The sequence below is a fragment of the Streptomyces cyaneofuscatus genome, from assembly GCF_000718135.1.
Classification (GTDB): Bacteria; Actinomycetota; Actinomycetes; order Streptomycetales; family Streptomycetaceae; genus Streptomyces; species Streptomyces cyaneofuscatus.
On sequence record NZ_JOEM01000007.1, the window covers coordinates 171,127 to 190,312 of the forward strand.

General features: G+C 71.8%; 15 protein-coding genes and 1 pseudogene. 11 read left to right on the forward strand and 5 right to left on the reverse strand.

Annotation, left to right across the window (positions count from 1 at the left end; translation table 11 throughout):
• Nucleotides 1-32: 32 nt before the first annotated feature.
• The gene (locus IF17_RS0113320) at nucleotides 33-815 is read right to left on the reverse strand and encodes an alpha/beta fold hydrolase (protein WP_030565401.1); all 783 of its coding nucleotides are present in this window, start codon (nucleotides 813-815) and stop codon (nucleotides 33-35) included.
• Nucleotides 816-944: 129 nt separating this feature from the next.
• On the opposite strand from IF17_RS0113320, the gene IF17_RS0113325 reads away from it, so the two are divergent.
• Entirely contained in the window at nucleotides 945-1,475 is a 531-nt protein-coding gene (locus tag IF17_RS0113325; protein ID WP_030565403.1) for a PadR family transcriptional regulator, read from the forward strand.
• Here the strand turns inward: IF17_RS0113325 and IF17_RS0113330 are convergent.
• Nucleotides 1,455-2,363 (reverse strand): oxygenase MpaB family protein, encoded by a 909-nt coding sequence (locus IF17_RS0113330; protein WP_030565404.1) that lies wholly within the window; start codon nucleotides 2,361-2,363, stop codon nucleotides 1,455-1,457. The two genes, IF17_RS0113325 and IF17_RS0113330, sit on opposite strands and share 21 nt — an antisense overlap.
• 228 nt (nucleotides 2,364-2,591) lie before the next feature.
• On the opposite strand from IF17_RS0113330, the gene IF17_RS0113335 reads away from it, so the two are divergent.
• Nucleotides 2,592-3,455, forward strand: a complete 864-nt coding sequence (locus IF17_RS0113335) for a hypothetical protein (RefSeq protein WP_078615896.1) — start codon at nucleotides 2,592-2,594, stop codon at nucleotides 3,453-3,455.
• Nucleotides 3,456-3,521: 66 nt separating this feature from the next.
• Here the strand turns inward: IF17_RS0113335 and IF17_RS0113340 are convergent, their stop codons facing one another.
• Nucleotides 3,522-3,704 (reverse strand): hypothetical protein, encoded by a 183-nt coding sequence (locus IF17_RS0113340; RefSeq protein WP_030565408.1) that lies wholly within the window; start codon nucleotides 3,702-3,704, stop codon nucleotides 3,522-3,524.
• Between the two features lie 125 nt (nucleotides 3,705-3,829).
• Complete coding sequence (locus IF17_RS0113345; protein WP_030565410.1) at nucleotides 3,830-4,888, reverse strand: fatty acid desaturase family protein; 1,059 nt, start codon at nucleotides 4,886-4,888, stop codon at nucleotides 3,830-3,832.
• A 256-nt stretch (nucleotides 4,889-5,144) separates the two neighbouring features.
• On the opposite strand from IF17_RS0113345, the gene IF17_RS0113350 reads away from it, so the two are divergent.
• The 6 genes and pseudogenes from IF17_RS0113350 to IF17_RS1000000137730 all read left to right on the forward strand — a co-directional run.
• Nucleotides 5,145-8,063 (forward strand): DEAD/DEAH box helicase, encoded by a 2,919-nt coding sequence (locus tag IF17_RS0113350; protein ID WP_030565412.1) that lies wholly within the window; start codon nucleotides 5,145-5,147, stop codon nucleotides 8,061-8,063.
• Nucleotides 8,060-9,376: an SWIM zinc finger family protein gene (locus IF17_RS0113355; RefSeq protein WP_030565414.1), complete on the forward strand. Its 1,317-nt coding sequence runs from the start codon at nucleotides 8,060-8,062 to the stop codon at nucleotides 9,374-9,376. The genes IF17_RS0113350 and IF17_RS0113355 overlap by 4 nt, the downstream gene beginning before the upstream one ends.
• Before the next feature lie 150 nt (nucleotides 9,377-9,526).
• A complete protein-coding gene (locus tag IF17_RS0113360) occupies nucleotides 9,527-10,108 on the forward strand; it encodes an N-acetylmuramoyl-L-alanine amidase (protein WP_030565416.1) in 582 nt (193 codons plus the stop codon).
• A gap of 93 nt (nucleotides 10,109-10,201) precedes the next feature.
• The gene (locus IF17_RS0113365; protein WP_030565417.1) at nucleotides 10,202-11,455 is read left to right on the forward strand and encodes a GAF domain-containing protein; all 1,254 of its coding nucleotides are present in this window, start codon (nucleotides 10,202-10,204) and stop codon (nucleotides 11,453-11,455) included.
• 138 nt (nucleotides 11,456-11,593) lie between these two features.
• Nucleotides 11,594-13,117 (forward strand): acetaldehyde dehydrogenase ExaC, encoded by a 1,524-nt coding sequence (gene exaC / locus IF17_RS0113370; RefSeq protein ID WP_030565418.1) that lies wholly within the window; start codon nucleotides 11,594-11,596, stop codon nucleotides 13,115-13,117.
• 4 nt (nucleotides 13,118-13,121) lie between these two features.
• Nucleotides 13,122-13,208 (forward strand): annotated as a pseudogene (locus tag IF17_RS1000000137730) (transposase); the annotation flags it as partial.
• 347 nt (nucleotides 13,209-13,555) lie between these two features.
• Here IF17_RS1000000137730 and IF17_RS0113375 read toward each other — a convergent pair.
• Nucleotides 13,556-13,957, reverse strand: a complete 402-nt coding sequence (locus tag IF17_RS0113375; protein ID WP_030565419.1) for a hypothetical protein — start codon at nucleotides 13,955-13,957, stop codon at nucleotides 13,556-13,558.
• Nucleotides 13,958-14,400: 443 nt separating this feature from the next.
• Here IF17_RS0113375 and IF17_RS0113380 point away from each other — a divergent pair, with 443 nt between their 5' ends.
• The 3 genes from IF17_RS0113380 to IF17_RS0113390 all read left to right on the forward strand — a co-directional run bounded on the left by IF17_RS0113380 (nucleotide 14,401) and on the right by IF17_RS0113390 (nucleotide 19,043).
• Nucleotides 14,401-16,050 (forward strand): SpoIIE family protein phosphatase, encoded by a 1,650-nt coding sequence (locus IF17_RS0113380; protein WP_030565420.1) that lies wholly within the window; start codon nucleotides 14,401-14,403, stop codon nucleotides 16,048-16,050.
• Nucleotides 16,051-16,139: 89 nt separating this feature from the next.
• Nucleotides 16,140-16,949 carry an SAM-dependent methyltransferase gene (locus tag IF17_RS0113385; RefSeq protein ID WP_030565421.1) on the forward strand — a complete coding sequence of 270 codons (810 nt, stop codon included), beginning with the start codon at nucleotides 16,140-16,142 and terminating at the stop codon, nucleotides 16,947-16,949.
• A gap of 285 nt (nucleotides 16,950-17,234) precedes the next feature.
• Entirely contained in the window at nucleotides 17,235-19,043 is a 1,809-nt protein-coding gene (locus tag IF17_RS0113390) for a SpoIIE family protein phosphatase (protein WP_030565422.1), read from the forward strand.
• The last annotated feature ends 143 nt before the right edge of the window (nucleotides 19,044-19,186 follow it).

Consider the following 19,186-nt stretch of genomic DNA (forward strand, 5'->3'; position numbering starts at 1 on the left):
GGCAGCGGTACGGGGTCCAGCGCCCCGCAGCCTCAGACGGTGCCGCCCGCGACGGCGGCCGCCAGCACGTCGGGGCGGTCGAACATGACGTTGTGCCCGGCGCCGGGCGTCTGGATCACGCGGACCCCCGAGGCCACCAGTTCGGCGGCGCCGGGCAGTTCGCCGCTCAGCGTCCCCTGGAGAAAGCTCCGCTCGGCCGGTGACTCCATCAGCATCCGCCGGACGGTCGGGGCGGTACCCCGCACCAGTCCGGTGGCCGAGCGGTGCAGAGCCAGGGGGTCCGCCAGGCGCATGGTCGCCGCCCAGGTGGATCCGAACCGCCCCAGGACCTCGGCGAAGCCGCCGCCCCGGACGAACTGCTCCTCCGGGTACGCGGCGATGGAGCTGCTGGCAGCGGCCGATGGCGGGGCCGGGTCGAGGTTCGCCTCCGTGAGGACCAGACCCGAGACGAGATCGGGGCGCCGATGGGCGAGGACGACGGACACCGCGCCGCCCATGCTGTGGCCGACGACGCGGGCACCGCGGACGCCCGCCGCGTCGAGGGCCGCGGCGAGCGCGTCGGCGTGGTCCTCCAGCGCGTAGCCGAAGCCGGCGGGACGGTCGCTGATGCCGTGGCCGGGGAGGTCGACGAAGAGCGAGCGGCGGCCGGACAGCGCCGGGTGGGCCGCCACGTGGGCGTGGTAGACCGCCGACATCGCGCCGAGCCCGTGCACATAGACGGTGGCCGCCCCCTCGCCCCCGCCGTCTCCCCCGCTCCCGGCCGCCTCGGTCCATCTGATCCGGCTGCCCTGCCCGTCGAACTCGGCCTCGTACACCGCGTTCCCCCTCTTCCCGCCCACCACCGGCCGCCCTCTGCGGCACCGGCCCGGCTCCACCGTCGAGCCGTGAACATACCTCGACACCGAGGTACTACGTCAACGGGGTATCGGCGATAGGATGCGGGCATGCTGGAGCTCGCCATCCTCGGATTCCTCTGCGACACCCCCTTGCACGGCTACGAGCTGCGCAAACGCCTCACAGCACTGATCGGGCACGTACGCCCTGTCCCGGAGAGCACGCTCTATCCGGCGATCAAACGGCTGGAGAAGGCAGGGCTGCTGGCTCGGGAGACGCAACCGGGCGCCACAGCGGCACCACGGCAGGTACTGACGCTCACCGGGGCGGGCCGGGCGGAGCTGCGCGACCGGCTGGCCTCCCCGGAGCGGGCGGACATCACCGACGAGAACCGGTGGTTCGTCCTGCTGGCCTTCCTCCGGCACCTTCCGGAGCCCTCGGCGCAGGCGGAGGTACTGCGGCGGCGGCTGGTGTTCCTGGAGGAACCGGCGAGCTTCTTCTACGACGGTGACCGGCCACTGCGCGCCGAGGAGTTGGAGGACCCCTTCCGCAGGGGCGTCCTCCTCATCGCGCGGGCGACCGGCGAAGCGGAACTCCGATGGCTGCGGATCACCCTGGAGTCACTCGACGGGCACCTCTGACGGCGGCCGGTGGCCGGGAACCGGACAGCCACGGACGCCCGGCGTGGGGAACGTGCCGAGCGCGGCGACCTCGTAGCCGTCCGGGTAGCCCTTGACCTCGGGGTTCTGCCGCGCGTAGTGCGGCGTGCGCCGGGGCGGCAGGAGGCGGACGGCGCGGGCCCGCAGCCGCAGGGCGCCCCGGGTCAGCCCACGGGCCACGGCCCCCGGGCGCTCGTAACGGAACGCCCGCAGCAGCGAGTCGTCGAGGAGTGCGAGGCTGGCACCCCGGACCAGCGGGGCGAGCGGCGCCGGGTACCAGGAGCCCATGAGCGCCAGGGTCGCGTCGGAGACCCGGCGGGCTCCCGCGTCCCAGCCGAAGTGCTCGTGCTCGTAGGTGTCGAGGGTGCGCTCGAAGTCCTCGTAGCTCTGCGGGAGGTCCTTGATCCCCATGCGGGCGCCCAGCGTGCGGTAGTAGGCGGCGAAGGCCCGCAGCTCGTGGTCGGAGAGCCGGCGCCAGCCGTAGTCGTCCAGCCAGCGCTTCGGCGTGACGACGAAGGTGCACAGGACGTACCGCATGTCGTCGTTGCTGATGTCGTAGCTGCGGTGCATCTGGTTGATCCGGCGGACGGCCGTGCGGCCCTCCTCGGTGTCGAATCCGTGCTCCACCACGGTGTCCAGGAGCAGGGCCGTGTCGTCGTAGCGCTTCTGCGAACGCTCCGTCAGCTCCGCCGTCTCGTCGAGGAGTCGGCCGATGCTGGGCACGGCATAGGTCCGGTAGAGGGCCAGTTCGAGGGCGCGGGTGATGTCCCAGGGGAACTCGTAGGTAACCGTGAGGCGGTAGATCTCCAGGAAGTCGCGCTCCGGGTCGAGTCGCTGAATCTCCTTCAGCCGGTCGTACCGCTGCACCATGCTCTTCCCCTCGTTCGTCCGGAGCTCCGATGCTACGCGGATCGCCCCCTACGCCCCGGTGCTTCCCGGCCACGACGACCCGGCCGAGGGACCGGCGGAGCGGGTCCGGCGGTGGCTGCCAGGGCCTCGACGGCGGGGTTACCGAGTAGTTAAGGTGCGCCGACGGAGGACGTGAGGCGGGCCCGGCGACGGGTGGCCGAGCGAGAAATCAGGGACGAGGAGGACACCGTGGCCGGTGCGGACGCCGACGACGACGCGCTGCTGGTGCTGACCGCGCTGCTGCTCACTCCTGCCCGGTTCCCGAGCGTGCTGGGCGACGACTACGTGGCGGCGTGCGGCGCGCTCGCCCTCGAACCGTACGAGGAGGGCTACGGTCTCGTCCTCGGGCAGGACGGCGACGGGGCCCGCTGGACGGTGGTCGTCGAGGACGTCTCGCTGGTGGCCGTGGCCATCGCCGCGTGGGACTGCGGCATGGAGTACGACCTCTCCCCCGACGACCGCTCCGTGGTGTGCGCGCTGCCCGGCTGGCCGCTGGCCCTGGCTGTCGCCGCGCCCGGTGTGCCCGCCCCGCACGACCCGGAGACGGGCGGGGTGGGCCCCGCGCCGTTGTCTCCGCCGGACGCGGGGTCCTGGGGTCCCGCGCAGCGGCGGCTCGGGGCCGATGAGATCGCGGAGCGGTGGGCGCAGTGGCGGGAGCAGATCGACGATGCGCAGTTCGTCCGGCCGGGCGGCGAGCCGGCTGGACAAGCCGGGAACGGTGAGCAGGGGGGCGAGGACACCGCCGCCGAGGGGGACGCGGAACCCGGTGGCGCTGCGACCGGCCGGCACCCCGGCGTACGACGGGCCCTGGCGGAGGCCCTCGCCTACACGAAGACTCCGCCGCCGCCCGGACGGATCCGCTCCGGCTTCGCCTCGGCCGACGCACGCACCCTGCGGGTCGACGGCCCGGGGTGGTCGATGGTCGCCAGGACCGACGACATAGCGCTGATCCTGCTGGACGAGGAGCCGGGTGAGGTACTGCCCGTCGGCCGCGGGCCCGCTCTGCCCGGTCTCCTGAAGGCCTTGGACGCGCTCGCTCTGCATCCGGCGTGACCGGGATGCGGAGCCTGGCCTCCGCTGCTGGTGGATCCCGGACTCAGCTGCCGCGGAATCCCGGGCTCAGCGGCCGATCTGTTTGCGGTTGATCCTGCGGAGCCTGCTTCGCTGGGACGGGTCCAGCAGCAGATAGCCCGCGACGGGGACACCGATCACGACCAGCAGGGCCCACCAGAATCCGATCAGGGGCCACAGGACGGCCGCGGCCACCACCCCCGCGACAGCGACCTTCGCACCGTTCGACATGGTCCACGCCTCCTTCGCGGCCGGCGCCGCCTCTGTCCTGTCAACGCACCCGTGCGTCGTTACGTTCCCCCGCACGCCCTCCCCCTGTCCCCCGTGACCGCCCGACCTCTCCCCCGTGGCGCCGCTCATCGCAACGGCTCACCGACCTCGTGCATATGGGCCAGCGCCTGCCGGTAGGACTCGACGAGTCCGGTCTCCGCGTACGGCATACCGATGCTCCTGCAGTGCTCCTTGACCAGGGGCTGGGCCAGCCGCAGGTGGGGCCGGGGCATGCTCGGGAACAGATGGTGCTCGATCTGGTAGTTCAGGCCGCCGAGCAACCAGTCGGTGAGGACCGCTCCGCGCACATTGCGTGAGGTCAGGACCTGGCGCTGCAGGTGGCTCCAGCGGTCCCCGTCCGGGTCGGGCATCTCCATGCCCTTGTGGTTCGGGGCGAAGGCCATGCCCAGGTGGAGACCGAACAGCGCGTGCAGCAGCAGGGCGAAGACGAGGGACTTGCCCGGTGACAGGACGGTCAGCAGCAGGGTGGCGTACAGCGCGAGGTGCGCGGTCATCAGCAGGGCCGACACCGCACGCTCCCGGGCCGGCTGGTGGCGCAGGAACTGGAACCCGTAGATCTTCAGGGCTATGCCTTCCAGCAGCAGCATCGGGAAGAACAGCCGGGCCTGGTTGCGGGTCAGCCAGCGGGCGAATCCTTCGCGCTGCGCCGCCTGCTTCTGGGTCCAGACCAGGGCGCCGACGCCGACATCGGGGTCCTTGTCGACGTGGTTGGGGTTGGCGTGGTGGCGTACGTGCTTGTCGTTCCACCACGCCTCGTTCATGCCGAGGAGCAGGTTGGCGTGGACCAGGCCGATCAGCCTGCTCGCTCTGCGGTCACCGGATATCTGGGAGTGGCCCGCGTCATGGGCGACGAAGGCCGTACGGGTCCACAGCACCGCCAGCGGAAGGGCGAGGAACAGGCTCCACCAGGTGTCGCCCAGCAGAACGAAGGCGGCGATCACCCCGCCCAGCGCCACCAGGTTGGCCGCGATGCTGATCGCGTACCGCCCGGTGCGTCGTTCGAGGAGGCCCTGCCCCTTCACAGCACGCAGCAAAGGGGCGAAGTCACTGCCGGCAGCCGGGAGGCCTGATCGTTCCGCACTGCTGTCGGCGGGATCCGCAGCGGTGGCTGTTGCCTGGGACATGAGGTCTCCGGTCTCTCAAACATAGGCGCTGACCTCGTTAAACGTACGGATCGGAGGCTCACGGCAGCCATGGCGCCACCACCCCGATCATCCTGGGGCAGACCCCCGTGCCCCGTGGTGGTGCCAGCTCCACCACCCGCTCGCGAGCATCAACGAGTGAGACAGATCACAGCTGGTAGCCGCATGTCGAGCCATCGAGAGGAGTACCCTCGGCGACCCCGACCCACTAGTCAAACTTGAGGAATCTGACATCGCTGTGCACCGGCACCCCGCGGCAACGCCTTCCGAGATTTCCGAGCTGTCCCGCTGCTCCGCGGTCTTCATCCCCGCGGATCCGTCCCGTACCGGCCTGATCGCCTTCTGGAATCCGGACGGCAGCACCCCTCCCGACGCGCCCGGGATCCTGTCGGAGCTCACCGTGGCCGAGGCCGGCCTCCGGCGCCGTACCGTGCCCGGCCTGCACCTCCCCGTACGGGAGGCCCTGCCGGTGCTGACCCGGGCGCGGGCCGACGGCAAGGCCTCCCCCGCGACCGCCTTCTGGGGCGCCGCCGCACTGCTCGGCCTGCAGTTCGTCGCCCGGGGCCTCCTGCTGCCCGGGCTGAGCCCCACCGACCAGGACGCCTGGCGGGTCGGGCCGTTGGGCGCCGGGGACCTGGAGCGGATCCGGGAGCTCGCGGCGTCGATGCCGCCCACCGCTCACGCGACCCCGCTGGAGACCGGCGCGACGGTGGACGGGCCGCTGCTGCTGCCCGACCCGGAGCGGCTGCTGCGGGCGTTCCTGGACGCGGTGGCGGACGGGCTGCCCCGGACGCCCGCCGCCGGATTCGCGGCGGCGGGCCCCGCGTTCACCGCCCGGGAACCACAGCATCTGCCCCAAGGGCGGTCCTGGGCCGCTGATGTGGCGGCCGGTCACGACGCGGGGGTGCGGCTCTCGTTGCGTATCGAGATCACGGGAACGGCCTCCCCGGCCTCCCCCGCCACTGACGCCCCTCTTGTCGACGACGCGGCGCCTTCCTTCCGTGCCGTCCTGCAGATCCACAGCGTCAGCGACCCTTCCCTGGTCGCCGACGCGGCCGAGGTCTGGGCGGGCGGCACCCGGAGCGCGGCGGCGTTCGGGCCACGGGCCCGGATGGACGCCCTCCTCGCCCTGCGCCGGGCCGCCCGCGCCTGGCCGCCCCTGGCGCCGCTGCTCTCCGCCGCCGTACCGGACGCGGTGGAGCCGGCCGACGAGGAGATCGCCGAGCTGCTGGGGCCCGCCTCGCGCGCCCTGGCCGCCACGGGCGTGCAGGTGCACTGGCCCAAGGAGCTGGCGAGGAAGCTGACCGCCCGCGCGGTGATCGGCCCGGCCGACGGACAGGACGACAGCGGCGAAGAGGATGACGGCCGGCGGGGGCGGACCGTCGCCGACACCCCGTCGTTCCTCTCCGCCGACGCCCTGCTCGCGTTCGACTGGCGGTTCGCGCTGGGCGACCGGCAGCTGAGCCGCGCGGAGCTGGACCGGCTCGCGGAGTCCAGCAGACCGATCGTGCGGCTGCGCGACCAGTGGGTCCTCATCGACCCGGAGGAGGCGCGCCGGGCCCGGGAGACCCAGGACCGCAAGGTCACCCCCATCGACGCGCTGGGCGCGGCGCTGACCGGCTCCACCGAGGTGGACGGGCGCCGGGTGGAGGTGGCCGCGACGGGCTGGCTGGAGGGGCTGCGCAAGCGGCTGGCCGATCCGGAGTCCGCGGCTCAGCAGACGATCGGGCAGCCCGAGGCGCTGACCGCAGCCCTGCGCGACTACCAGCTGCGCGGTCTGAACTGGCTGCACACCATGACCTCGCTCGGCCTCGGCGCCTGCCTCGCCGATGACATGGGCCTGGGCAAGACCATCACGCTCATCGCCCTGCATCTGCACCGCCAGGGCGACCGGGACGCGGCCGGGCCGACACTGGTGGTCTGTCCGACGTCGCTGATGGGCAATTGGCAACGGGAGATCGAGAAGTTCGCCCCGGTCACCCCCGTACGCCGTTTCCACGGCGCGTCGCGTTCCCTGGAAGGGCTGGCGGACGGCGAGTTCGTCCTGACCACGTACGGCACGATGCGTCTGGACGCGCCCCGGCTGGCGGCCTCCTCCTGGGGCATGGTCGTCATCGACGAGGCGCAGCACGTGAAGAACCCGCACTCGGCGACGGCCAAGCAGCTGCGCACCATCGGCGGCCGGGCCCGCGTCGCCCTCACCGGCACTCCGGTGGAGAACAACCTCTCCGAGCTGTGGGCGATCCTGGACTGGACGACGCCCGGGCTGCTGGGCCGGCTCGGAACCTTCCGTACCCGGTACGCCGCCGCCGTCGAGGGCGGCACGGACCCGGCGGCCGCCGAGCGGCTCGCGGCTCTGGTGCGCCCGTTCCTGCTGCGCCGCCGCAAGTCCGACCCGGGGATCGCGCCGGAGCTTCCGCCGAAGACGGAGACCGACCGGACGGTCTCGCTGACGGCCGAACAGGCCGGGCTGTACGAGGCGGTGGTCCGCGAGACCCTCGCCGAGATCGCCGGCGCCGACGGGTTCGAGCGGCGGGGGCTCGTGATGAAGCTGCTGACGGCGCTGAAGCAGATCTGCAATCACCCGGCGCAGTACCTGAAGGAGGACCGGCCGCGGATCGCGGACCGGTCGGGGAAGGTCGAGCTGCTGGACGAACTCCTGGACACGATCCTGGCCGAACAGGGTTCTGTCCTGGTGTTCACCCAGTACGTACAGATGGCGCGGCTGCTGGAGGAGCACCTGGCCGAGCGGGGGGTGCGTACGCAGTTCCTGCACGGTGGTACGCCGGTGGCGCGGCGTGAGGAGATGGTGAGCCGCTTCCAGGCGGGCGAGGCTCCGGTGTTCCTGCTCTCCCTCAAGGCGGCGGGGACCGGGCTCAACCTCACCCGGGCCGGCCATGTCGTGCACTTCGACCGGTGGTGGAATCCGGCGGTGGAGGCACAGGCGACGGACCGGGCGTACCGGATCGGGCAGACGCAGCCCGTCCAGGTGCACCGGCTGATCGCCGAGGGCACGATCGAGGACCGGATCGCGGAGATGCTCGCCCGCAAGCAGGGGCTCGCGGACGCGGTGCTCGGCTCGGGAGAGGCCGCGCTGACCGAACTGACCGATGCGGAACTGGCCGATCTGGTCGAGCTGCGAGGGGGCGCACGATGAGCGAGGACGACGAGTACGGGACGGGCGCGGTGGATTCCGGCGGTGGAGCGGAGCGTACGTTCGCGCCGCTGCCTCCCCCGCCGGGCAGGGGTTTCGCCACGTCCTGGTGGGGCCGGGCGTGGCTCCAGGCGCTGGAGGACACCGCCCTGGACGGTCAGCAGCTAAAGAAGGGGCGCCGGCTGGCCCGAGAGGGCGGCGTAGGGGCGGTCTCCGTACGCCCCGGCCGGATCACGGCCGTCGTACGGGACCGGGACGGCACGGGCCACCGGAGCGATGTGCTGCTCCAGGAGCTCGGCGACGAGGCGTGGGACCGCTTCCTGGACATGGCGGTGGAGCGGGCCGGGCACATCGCGGCGCTGCTCGACCGGGAGATGCCTCCGCATCTGGTGGAGGACGCGGCGGGTGCCGGGGTGGATCTGCTGCCCGGCATCGGCGACCTGGAGCCGGAGTGCACCTGCGGCACGTGGGACCACTGCCCCCATTCGGGCGCCCTGTGCTACCAGGTGGCGCGGCTGCTGGACGAGGACCCGTTCGTCCTCCTGCTGCTGCGGGGGCGCGGGGAGCGGCGGCTGCTGGACGAGCTCCAGGTGCGCAGCGCCGCCCGTGCGGTACGCGGTGCGGAGGGCGATGCGCCGGAGGAGGCGGCCGGGGAGGGTTACGGCGTCCCGGCCGACGAGGCGTTCGCCGCGGGCTCCATCCTGCCGCCGCTCCCCATGCCGCCGCCGGTGCCCGAGGAGCCGGGGCTGCCTCCGTCGCTGGACACGGAGGCGGGCCCGCCGTCCGGCATCGACCCGGCGGCGCTGGAGTTCCTGGCCGCCGACAGCGCCGTACGGGCCCACCGCATGCTGCTGGAGGCGCTGGCTCCGGGGCACGGACGGCAGCAGGTTCCGGCGGAGCTGACGCCGGAGCAGGACGCGGTGCGGATGGCCGCCGATGCCCGCCCCGAGCCGTGGATCGCGAAGCGGCTCGCCGAGGGGAGCGGTCGGCCGCGGGCCGAGCTGGGGGCGGCGGTGAGCGCCTGGCGCTACGGAGGGGCTGCCGCGCTGGCGGTGCTCGACGAGGAGTGGGACCCGGACTCGGACGCCCTCGCCCGGGCTCGCGCGCGGCTCGCGGCGGCCTGGGAGGAGGGTGAGCGGCCCCAGTTGCGGGCGGCCCGGGCCCGCTGGACGGTGGCGGGCGCCGATGTCCAGCTCCGGTACGACCGCGACGGCCGGTGGTGGCCCTACCGCAAGGAGCGCGGCCGCTGGGTGCCCGCGGGGCCTTCGGACGACGACCCGGCGAGTGCGCTGGCAGGGGCGTCGGCCGGGGGCTGAGCTCCGCCGACGGGCGTGGGGAACCGGAGCCCTCTTCCGTACGTCATCAGCGGAAGACGGCTTCGGCCTCCTCTTTTTCCTTACGCGTCACCCTTACAGCTTTCCGTTACGCGTCAGCCTTACAGCGCCCCCGGCCCCCATAGGAGTGCGATGCACCGCAGAAGGCTCCTTCAGGGGGCCGCCGTCACCGCGGCGGCTGCGCTCGTTCCGGCGTCGGCACGGGCCGTGACACCTACGATCGCCGTCGCGGACCACCCGGCGGCTCTCTGGGCGCCGGCCCACGGGGCGAACTACACGGTCCCCGCGCCCCCTTCGGAGCGCCGGGTCGACCGCGTCGTCATCCACGTGGCCCAGCAGTTGTTCACCCCGACGGTCGGCATCTTCCGCGATCCGGCCAAGCAGGTCTCCGCGCACTACGTGGTGCGCTCCGGTGACGGTCATGTCGCGCAGTGCGTGCGGGAGAGCGACATCGCCTGGCACGCGGGCAACTGGGACGTCAACGTCCGCAGCATCGGCATCGAGCACGAGGGATGGGTGGACCGGCCGGAGTTCTTCACCGACGTGATGTACCGGCGCTCGGCCCTGCTCACGGCGGCGATCTGCGAGCGGCACGGCATACCCAAGGACCGGGCGCACATCATCGGCCACCACGAGGTGCCGGGCAGCGACCACACCGACCCCGGCGTGCTCTGGGACTGGGAGCGCTACCTCCGTCTCGTCGCGCGCCCCTGAGCCCGCGCCCCCATTCACCCGCCGCAGCCGGGTTGTCGCGGAGGCCGGGGGCGACGACGATGGGGAGGCAGGACGGCCCGGACGGAGGGCGAGTTGACGGACCCCTGGGTGGCCCTGGCCGCTGACACGGACCCCGGTGAGCGGATGGGCGCGCTGCGTCGCGCGCACGAGGTGTTCACCTCGGCGGGACGGCTGGAACGGCCGGTGCGTACGGTGGTCGGCGAGTCGTGGCTCCGCTCGGCCCGGGCCCGTGTCAGCCCGGACGGCGCCCCCGTGGTCGAATTCGGCGCGGACGAGCTGGGCCTCTACCGTGAAGCCCATCCGCTGGCCCGGGCGATGCCCGTGATCCGTGAACTCATGGGCGCGTACGCGACGGACGGGGAGCATCTACTGGCCGTCTGCGACGCCCACGGCAGGCTGCTGTGGGTGGAGGGCCACGCGGCGGCCCGCCGCCGGGCGGGGGCGATGAACTTCGTGGAGGGCGCCCGCTGGGCGGAGAGCGTGGCCGGGACCAACGCGCCGGGCACGGCCATCGCGGTCGACCGGCCGGTACAGGTCTTCGCGGCCGAGCACTTCCTGCGCCCGGTGCAGCAGTGGACGTGCGCGGCGGCCCCGCTCCACGACCCGCACACCGGCCGGGTACTGGGGGCGGTGGACATCACGGGCGGCGACGGGCTGGCGCACCCGCACAGTCTGGCCTTCGTCCAGGCGGTGGCGCGGGCCGCCGAGTCGCAACTCGCACTCCTCGCACCGGCGGCGGACGGCGGGTCGGCGCGGCTGAGCGCGCTGGGCCGGGACGAGGCGCTGCTCGTGGCCGGGGACCGCAGGATCCGGCTCAGCAGGCGGCACAGCGAGATCCTCGTCGCCCTGGCCCGCCGCCCGGAGGGGCTGAGCGGGGACGAGCTGCTGATCGAGCTGTACGAGGACGAGTCGGTGCCCCCCGTGACACTGCGGGCCGAACTCTCCCGGCTCAGAAGGCTGCTGGGCCCGGAGCTGTTGCACTCGCGCCCGTACCGGCTCGGCGTGCCGGTGGACGCCGACTTCGACACGGTGGCGCGCAGGCTGGGTTCCGGGGCGGTGGCGGCGGCGCTGGGCGCGTACGCGGGCCCGCTGCTCCCGGGTTCGCGCGCCCCCGCCGTCGTACGGCTGCGCCATCGCATCGCGGACGAGTTGCGGGCGGCGCTGATCGCCCGGGGTGATCCGGGGCTGCTGGCCGACTGGGCGTACAGCCCGTGGGGCGAGGACGACCTGGCGGTGTGGCGGGCACTGGCGGGGGCGGCCCCGGCGGAGCGGCGGGCAGCGCTGCTGGAGAGGGTGCGGGGGCTGGACGCGGAGCAGGGGGGCTGAGGGGGGTTCGGGCATGGGGCAGGGGGCGGCTCCGCGCAAACGCCCCCGTACTGCAACGGCGTTGCAACGTCCGGCCTCCTAGCCTCGCGCCGAGGGCCGTCCAACGGCGGGCGGCACCGGATCCGGGAGGCCACAGAGATGACCCGTTACGCCGCACCAGGCACCGAGGGCGCGATCGTCACGTACGCGTCCCGCTACGACCACTGGATCGGCGGCGCGTACGTCCCGCCGGTCCGGGGCGGGTACTTCGAGAACCCCAGTCCCGTCAACGGCCGCGCCTTCACCGAGATCGCCCGCGGCACCGCCGAGGACGTCGAACTCGCCCTGGACGCGGCACACTCCGCCGCGCCCGCGTGGGGAGCGACCCCGGCCGGTGACCGGGCGGCCGTCCTGAACCGGATCGCGGACCGTATGGAGGCGCATCTGGAGGAGCTGGCGGTCGCGGAGAGCTGGGAGAACGGAAAGCCGGTGCGCGAGACGCTGGCCGCCGACATCCCGCTGGCCATCGACCACTTCCGTTACTTCGCGGGGGTCCTGCGCGCCCAGGAGGGCTCGCTCAGCGAGCTGGACGAGGACACCGTCGCGTACCACTTCCACGAGCCGCTGGGCGTGGTCGGCCAGATCATCCCGTGGAACTTCCCCATCCTGATGGCCACCTGGAAGCTCGCCCCGGCGCTGGCCGCGGGCAACGCGGTGGTCCTCAAGCCGGCCGAGCAGACTCCGGCCTCCATCCACTTCTGGATGAGCCTGGTGGCAGATCTGCTGCCGCCCGGGATCGTCAACATCGTCAACGGCTTCGGCGAGGAGGCCGGCAAGCCGCTGGCCTCCAGCCCGCGCGTCGCGAAGATCGCGTTCACCGGGGAGACCACGACGGGGCGGCTGATCATGCGGTACGCCTCCGAGAACCTCAAGCCGGTGACACTGGAGCTGGGCGGCAAGTCGCCGAACATCTTCTTCGACGACGTCTCCCGCAGCGACGACGACTTCCTCGACAAGGCCCTCGAAGGCTTCACCATGTTCGCCCTCAACCAGGGCGAGGTGTGCACGTGTCCCTCGCGCGCCCTGATCCAGCGAGGGCACTACGGCGCCTTCCTGGAGGCCGGGATCGCCCGCACGGAGAAGATCCTGCCGGGCAACCCCCTCGACACCGACACGATGATCGGCGCGCAGGCGTCCGACGCCCAGCTCCAGAAGATCCTCTCCTACCTGGAGATCGGCCGGCAGGAGGGCGCGAAGATCCTCACGGGCGGTGAGCGCATCGAGCACGGCGGCGAACTGGCGGGCGGCTACTACGTCCAGCCGACGGTCTTCGAGGGCGACAACCGGATGCGGGTCTTCCAGGAGGAGATCTTCGGCCCGGTCGTGGCGGTGGCCGCCTTCACCGACTTCGACGACGCCATCACGACGGCCAACGACACCCTGTACGGGCTCGGGGCCGGTGTATGGACCCGCGACACCAACACCGCGTACCGGGCGGGCCGCGCGATCAAGGCGGGCCGGGTCTGGACGAACTGCTACCACGCGTATCCGGCCCACGCTGCGTTCGGCGGCTACAAGGAGTCGGGCATCGGCCGGGAGAACCACAAGATGATGCTGGAGCACTACCAGCAGACGAAGAACCTTCTGGTGTCGTACTCGGCGCAGAAGCTGGGCTTCTTCTAGAGCCTGGCGGGACCTGCCTCGCTGCTTCGCCAGCTGGAAGACGGTTCACGATCGTCATCGCAGGTGGTCGGCGGACGGCACGTGGGAAAGGACGTGCCGCCCGCTCGGGATTGCGGGCGCCTTGGTCGACCGGGACGGCGTTCTGGTTCACCGTGCACGCCGCACCACCTCGGCGCGAGAATCCGCCGACGTACTCCTCGGTGCGGTTCACGAAGTATGCGGTAGGCCGCCTCGTGGGACTGCTCGACGATTGAGCGCAGACCGCGCCGCTCCTGGCACGGGGAGCACGCGTACAGGCGAAGGAGGCGGGCGCCTCGGTGGTCGATGGTGTGGTCATGACCAGGACCGGAGAAGCGGCTATGCCCTGCAGTCCCGGACGCTGCGCGAGATTGCGCGACCCGGCACGGGAGTTGGGGCGGAATGCTCAGGTCGGCGCCATCAGATGACGGGCCAGGGAGTCGCTGTTTCGGAGGAACGTCGCGGTGACGGTCGTTCGCCACGGCCGCCGGCGGCGACCAGCGCACGCCACCGGAAGCCGTTGAGCTTCTTCTCGAAGTTGTACGTGTCGACGAACCCGCCGTCCCTGAGAACGCGGGAGGCCTGGAGGGCGCGGCAGCCGTCCACCACCCGGCCGGCGAGTTCCCCCTCGGGACTGTCGAGGTCGCGGTCCACCACGTAGCAGTGGTGCAGGCGACGCGCCGGTCCGGCCGAGGGGTTCGCCAGAGCGCCGTCCAGGCGCCCCAGGACGCCTTCGGCCAGCACCCTCGCCGCGGCCGAGAAGTCACGTCCCCGCGCGGAATCCGGGTGCTCGGCCGCGACCTGGGGCAACTCCGACGCCAAGCGTCGTAAATCCCTGGTGAGCTGCTCCACCCGCGTCTCAAGGTCCGACTCGGTCACAGGTTCCCCGGACGTTTTCGGGCTCCGGTCGACGGAAGTCTTCTGGCTCCATGGTTGGGCTGGAGGGGGCGCGAGGACGTGATTCACGCCCCTGTAGCAAGGTGATGTGACCCCACTTCGATCGAGTGGTTCCGGTAGCCCGGGGGGGCGGGGTCTCGCGGCAGCCTGGGAGCCTCGGTCAGCTCTCGTCAGCATGCCCGGTGGCCCGGCGGAACGCCTGGGCGTGCTGATATCCCGGATGCGGGGGATCATCGAGGCATGAGTGGTGATGGTCTCCTGCCGTCGTCCGGAGAGTGGGGCGGGCGGAGGCGATCAGCGGCGGCAGACGATGGTATGCCGGCAGCCTGGATCTCGGGCTCGTCGGCCCAATGGCGGAGGGCACGGCCGTGAACGAGGAGCGGCTCCTCCGTCGGTACCGGGCACTCATGGGGGCCGTACCGCAGTCGGTGTGGGTGATGTCGCCCAGCGGTGACGTCTCCATATTGTCCCGAGGCGGGATCGCCGAGACGCTGTGGACTCCCGGCACCGATACCTCGTGGATGGACGCCGTGCATCCCAAGGACCGGGACTGGTTCCAGCGTGCATGGCGCAGGGCTACGCGCGAGCGGTCCTCGCTCGATGCGATCGTCAGGGTGCGGCTCGACGGAGACGTCGACCGCTTCCGCCACGTCAAGATCATTGCTGCGCCCGCCATCGACGAGAACGGGGAAGTGGAGTTTGTCGGAACTGCCACCGACGCCGAGGAGCACTGGCGTGCCCGTATGCGGGAGAAGCTGCTCGCGCGTATGGCGGCGGTGCCCGCGGCCCGCGATCTTTCGGAGGCGTTTCTGACGACGGCTGCGGCCGTCGTGCCCGAGCTCGCTGACGCGGTGGCCATCTTCCGCGTAGTGGACGGCGTCGAAGCGGGTGCGCGGCCTTCCCACGCATCCACCCCAACGCCGCCGGAGCGTGTGGGGCTTGCCCCCGGTCTGCCTTCCCTGCCCCCTCTGGACGCCGACTTCATGCTGGGGCAGGTCGCCCAGCGGGCCATCAAGAGCCAGGAGGCTCGACTTCTGGTCTTCCCGCCCGACGGACCTCCCGACGAAGGGCTCTCGAACGTTTCCGTACGGTGGCTGCGCAAGGCCGGAGCGACTGGCATGGCGTTGGTGCCCGTGGTGGTGGACGGCCGGACCGTCGCGCTGGCGACGATCGCGACCTGCCGGGGCAACCCGCCCCCGGACGAGGCCGACCTCTCGCTGCTGCGGGACGTCTTCCAGCAGATGAGCGGGCCGCTGCGCCGGACGATGGAGCTGCAGACCATCCGCAGCAGGGCACTCGCGCTACAGCAGTCGTTCCTCGCGGCCCCGCCGGCCATCGACGGTCTCACGATCACAGCGCTCTACCATCCGGCGGACTCGGCGGCGGAGGTCGGCGGGGACTGGTACGACGCCGTCCGGCTCTCCCTCGACGCCCTCGCCCTGTCCATCGGCGATATCGCGGGGCACGACCTCGACGCGGCCATGGCGATGGGACGCGTCAACAGCATCCTGCGGGGACTCGCCTACGACTGCGGCCCGGCCGCCGATCCGGCGTCCACGCTGGGGCGTCTCGACCGCATCGTGCAGGCGCTCGACAGTCCGTCGATGGTCACGGCGGTGCACGCGGTCCTGCACCGCCGGACGCGCGGCAGCTGGCACATCGCCCTGTCCAACGCCGGGCATCCGCCGCCCCTGGTCATCCCAGCGGACGCCCCGTCGCGGTATCTGCACGGCCTGACAGCCCCGGACCCGCCCTTGTGCGTCACCGACTCCCTCGCCCGCACCACCCTCGACGCGGACCTGCACGCAGGGGACATCCTGGTGCTCTACACCGACGGGCTGGTGGAGACGCGAGAGACGGACATCGGTGACAACCTTCAGCGGTTGCGTGAACGCTCCGACGTGCTGGCCCGCCGGGGCATGCCCCTGCCTTCCTTGATCCGCAGCCTTCTGCCACCTCTGCACCACCGCCGGGACGACATCGCCATGATCGCCCTGCAAGCCCGGCCGGACTCATGACCGCGCCTCTCGCGAATCTCACCGTTTGCACCCGGAAGAGTGTCTCCATACCGTCGAGAAAGCCCGTCCCCGGATGAGAGAGGCACCGCATGAACACGCCGAACGACCATCAGGGCAAGCTAGCGACCTCACGCGCCCACTCCGCCCGGGTGTACGACTACATCCTGGGTGGCAAAGACCACTACCCCGTGGATGAGGAAGCGGGCGACGCCATGTGCCGACACTGGCCCGCCCTGCCCGTGCACATGATGGAAAACCGCCGGTTCATGCACCGCGCGGCGCGCTTCCTGGCAGAGGAGCGAGGCATCCGCCAGTTCCTCGACATCGGAACCGGTCTTCCGACGTCCCCGAACCTGCACGAGATCGCGCAGGAAGTGGCCCCGGAATCGCACGTAGTCTACGTCGACAACGATCCCATCGTCCTCGCTCACGCCCGCGCCCTGCTGCAGAGTTCGCCCGAGGGCGCAACCGCCTACGTGGACGCGAACATGCACGACCCCGGCACCATCCTGGACAGTCCCGAGTTCCGCGAGCTCATCGACCTGAACCGGCCCGTCGGCCTCATGGTCATCGGCATCATGCACTTCATCCTGCCCCCTGACGACCGGCGTCTGGTCCAGGACCTGCTGAACCCGCTGCCCTCCGGCAGCTACCTGGCGATGACCATCGGCACCGCGGACTTCGCGCCCGAGGAGGTGAACCGGGTCGCCCAGGAGTACCGTGAGCAAGGTATGCCCTTTGTCTTGCGAGATCTACGAACCGCCACCTCGTTCTTCGACGGCCTGGAACTGCAGGATCCCGAGGTCACCCAGGTGCATGCATGGCGCCCCGGCCCGGAGCAGAACGGCATCGACGGCCGCGACATCGCCATGTACGGAGCGGTCGCCAGGAAACCCTGAAGTACGGCGGGACACGAGATGACCGGGTGCGCCGCACTCGCGATCACTACTCGCGGCACAGCATGTCAGCTCTCGCCGAGGGGTGCTCCGAGCAGGGAACGGAGTAGTTGACAGGAGCGATCCGGGCCGGGCCGACCCGCGAGCCAAACCAGTAGGACCGGGAACGGGCGCCGGAGCACCGTCTCTGAACAGGCCATCCAACGAGGGTCACCCGGAGGTGCCGCCGCTGTTTCCGGTGCACACTGGGCACCAAGAGGCGTCGAGTCCTGCTTGGGAGGCGGAAGAGTGAACGCCGGCAGTGGTAAACGGCGTCTGTCCTACCGGGGCTCCGCCGGACGGCGCTCGGTCGGCGCGAACGTGCGGTTCCGCCGGAGCAAAGGCCTCCTGCCACCCGACCGGTTCACCACCCGTAGCCGACTTGCCTGGCTGAACTCCGCCAGCTCCCGCATCGGCACGACTCTGGATTTGGAGCGCACCGCTCTAGAACTCGCCGAGTTCACGGTGCCCAGTTTCGCCGACGGAGCGGCTGTGGACATCCTCGAGAGTGTCCTGCGAGGTGACGAGGGCTTCCGGAAGAGCGAACCCGGCATCCCACAGATGCGAGCCATGGCGCTGTGCGCCATCGAAGAGCTCTCCGACCTGGAGCCGACCCCGGTGGGCGAGACCTTCGTGCACGCCAAGGAGCCGCACGAGACGCTGCTCCACCGGTACGTCCTTCGGCAAGGCAAGCCCGTGCTGCTGAGCAGGGTGCGCGACGACGATTTCATCCGCGTCGCGCCCACCGCGAGCGCCGCCGCACAGCTGCGCGCCGCCGGCGTGCACAGCTACCTGGCCGTGCCCCTGATCGCCCGTGGGCTGCTGCTCGGCAGCGCCGACTTCGTGCGCGGCCGTGGAACTCCGCCGTTCTCCACGACCGACGTGGCGCTGGCGGAGCAGCTCGCTTCCAAGGCGGCGGTCTTCATCGACAACGCGCGACTGTACGGGCGGGAGCGTGAGCACGTCGTCTCGTTGCAGCGTTCCTTGTTGCCGCGCGTCACTCCGGCGACGCCGGGCCTGCTGGTGCACTCCGAGTACGCGCCCGCGGCGGCACATCAAGGCGTGGGCGGGGACTGGTACGACGTGATGGCCCTGCCCGGCGGACGGACGGCCCTGATGGTGGGCGATGTCATGGGGCACGGGTTGCCGGCCGCCGCGACCATGGGGCGCCTGCGGACGGTGGCCCGCGCACTGATGACTCTGGACATGGCCCCTGAGCGGATCCTCGCGCGGCTCGACCTGGCCACCCGCGACCTGGAGGACGAGCAGGTCTCCACCTGCCTGTGCGCGGTCTACGACCCCGCCGACTCCTCCTACACGCTGGCGAGCGCCGGGCACCTGCCACCGCTGCTCCTCGACGGGCACGGCGCCGCCGACCTCGTCCCGGTGCCGATCGGCGCGCCGCTGGGGGCGGGCGTGATCCCGTACGACCCCTTGCGGCTGCGCGTCCCTGACGGTGCCCACCTGGTCATGTACACGGACGGCCTGATCAAGTCCCGGGACGCCGACGTGGACGCCCAGTTGGACCGGCTGCGTACGGCAGCGCTAGGCCTTCCGCCCGGAACGCTTGAGAAGGGGGGTCTGGTGGAGCGCGCCCCGGCCGCCGCCCCCCGGTTCGATGAGGCCGTGCTCCTCGTCACCACGAGCGTCGCACTCCCGGCGGGGGACCTGAGGGTGTGGGAGCTGCCGCAGGACGGCCGGGCCGCCTCGGCCGCCCGCGGTCTCGTCACCGGCCAGCTCGCGTCATGGGACCTCGAGGAGCTCGCCGACGTCTCCGAGCTCGTCGTCTCCGAACTGGTCGGCAACGCACTGCGCTACGGGAACGGCCCCGGCACACTACGGCTGCTGCGCGGGGAACGCCTCGTCGTGGAGGTGTCGGACACCGGCCCCGACCTGCCCCAGATCCAGCACGCGGGCCTGAGCGACGAGGGCGGACGGGGCCTTCAACTCATCAACATGCTGTGCCGCCGCTGGGGTTCATCCCGCACGGCCACAGGCAAGATCGTCTGGGCGGAACAGAACATGCCGTCATGGGTCTTGGCTGCGCACCAGGCGTAGTCAGGTGCGGACGCTCAGCGGGACGGGTGTGCGGCGGGGCCATGGTGCGTCTACCCGCTCCGAGGTGGCAGCCCGAAACGCTTTCGCCGGCAAGCCTCCCGGATACGTGCCGAACTCGGGGCATTCCCAGCGGTAGAAGCAGG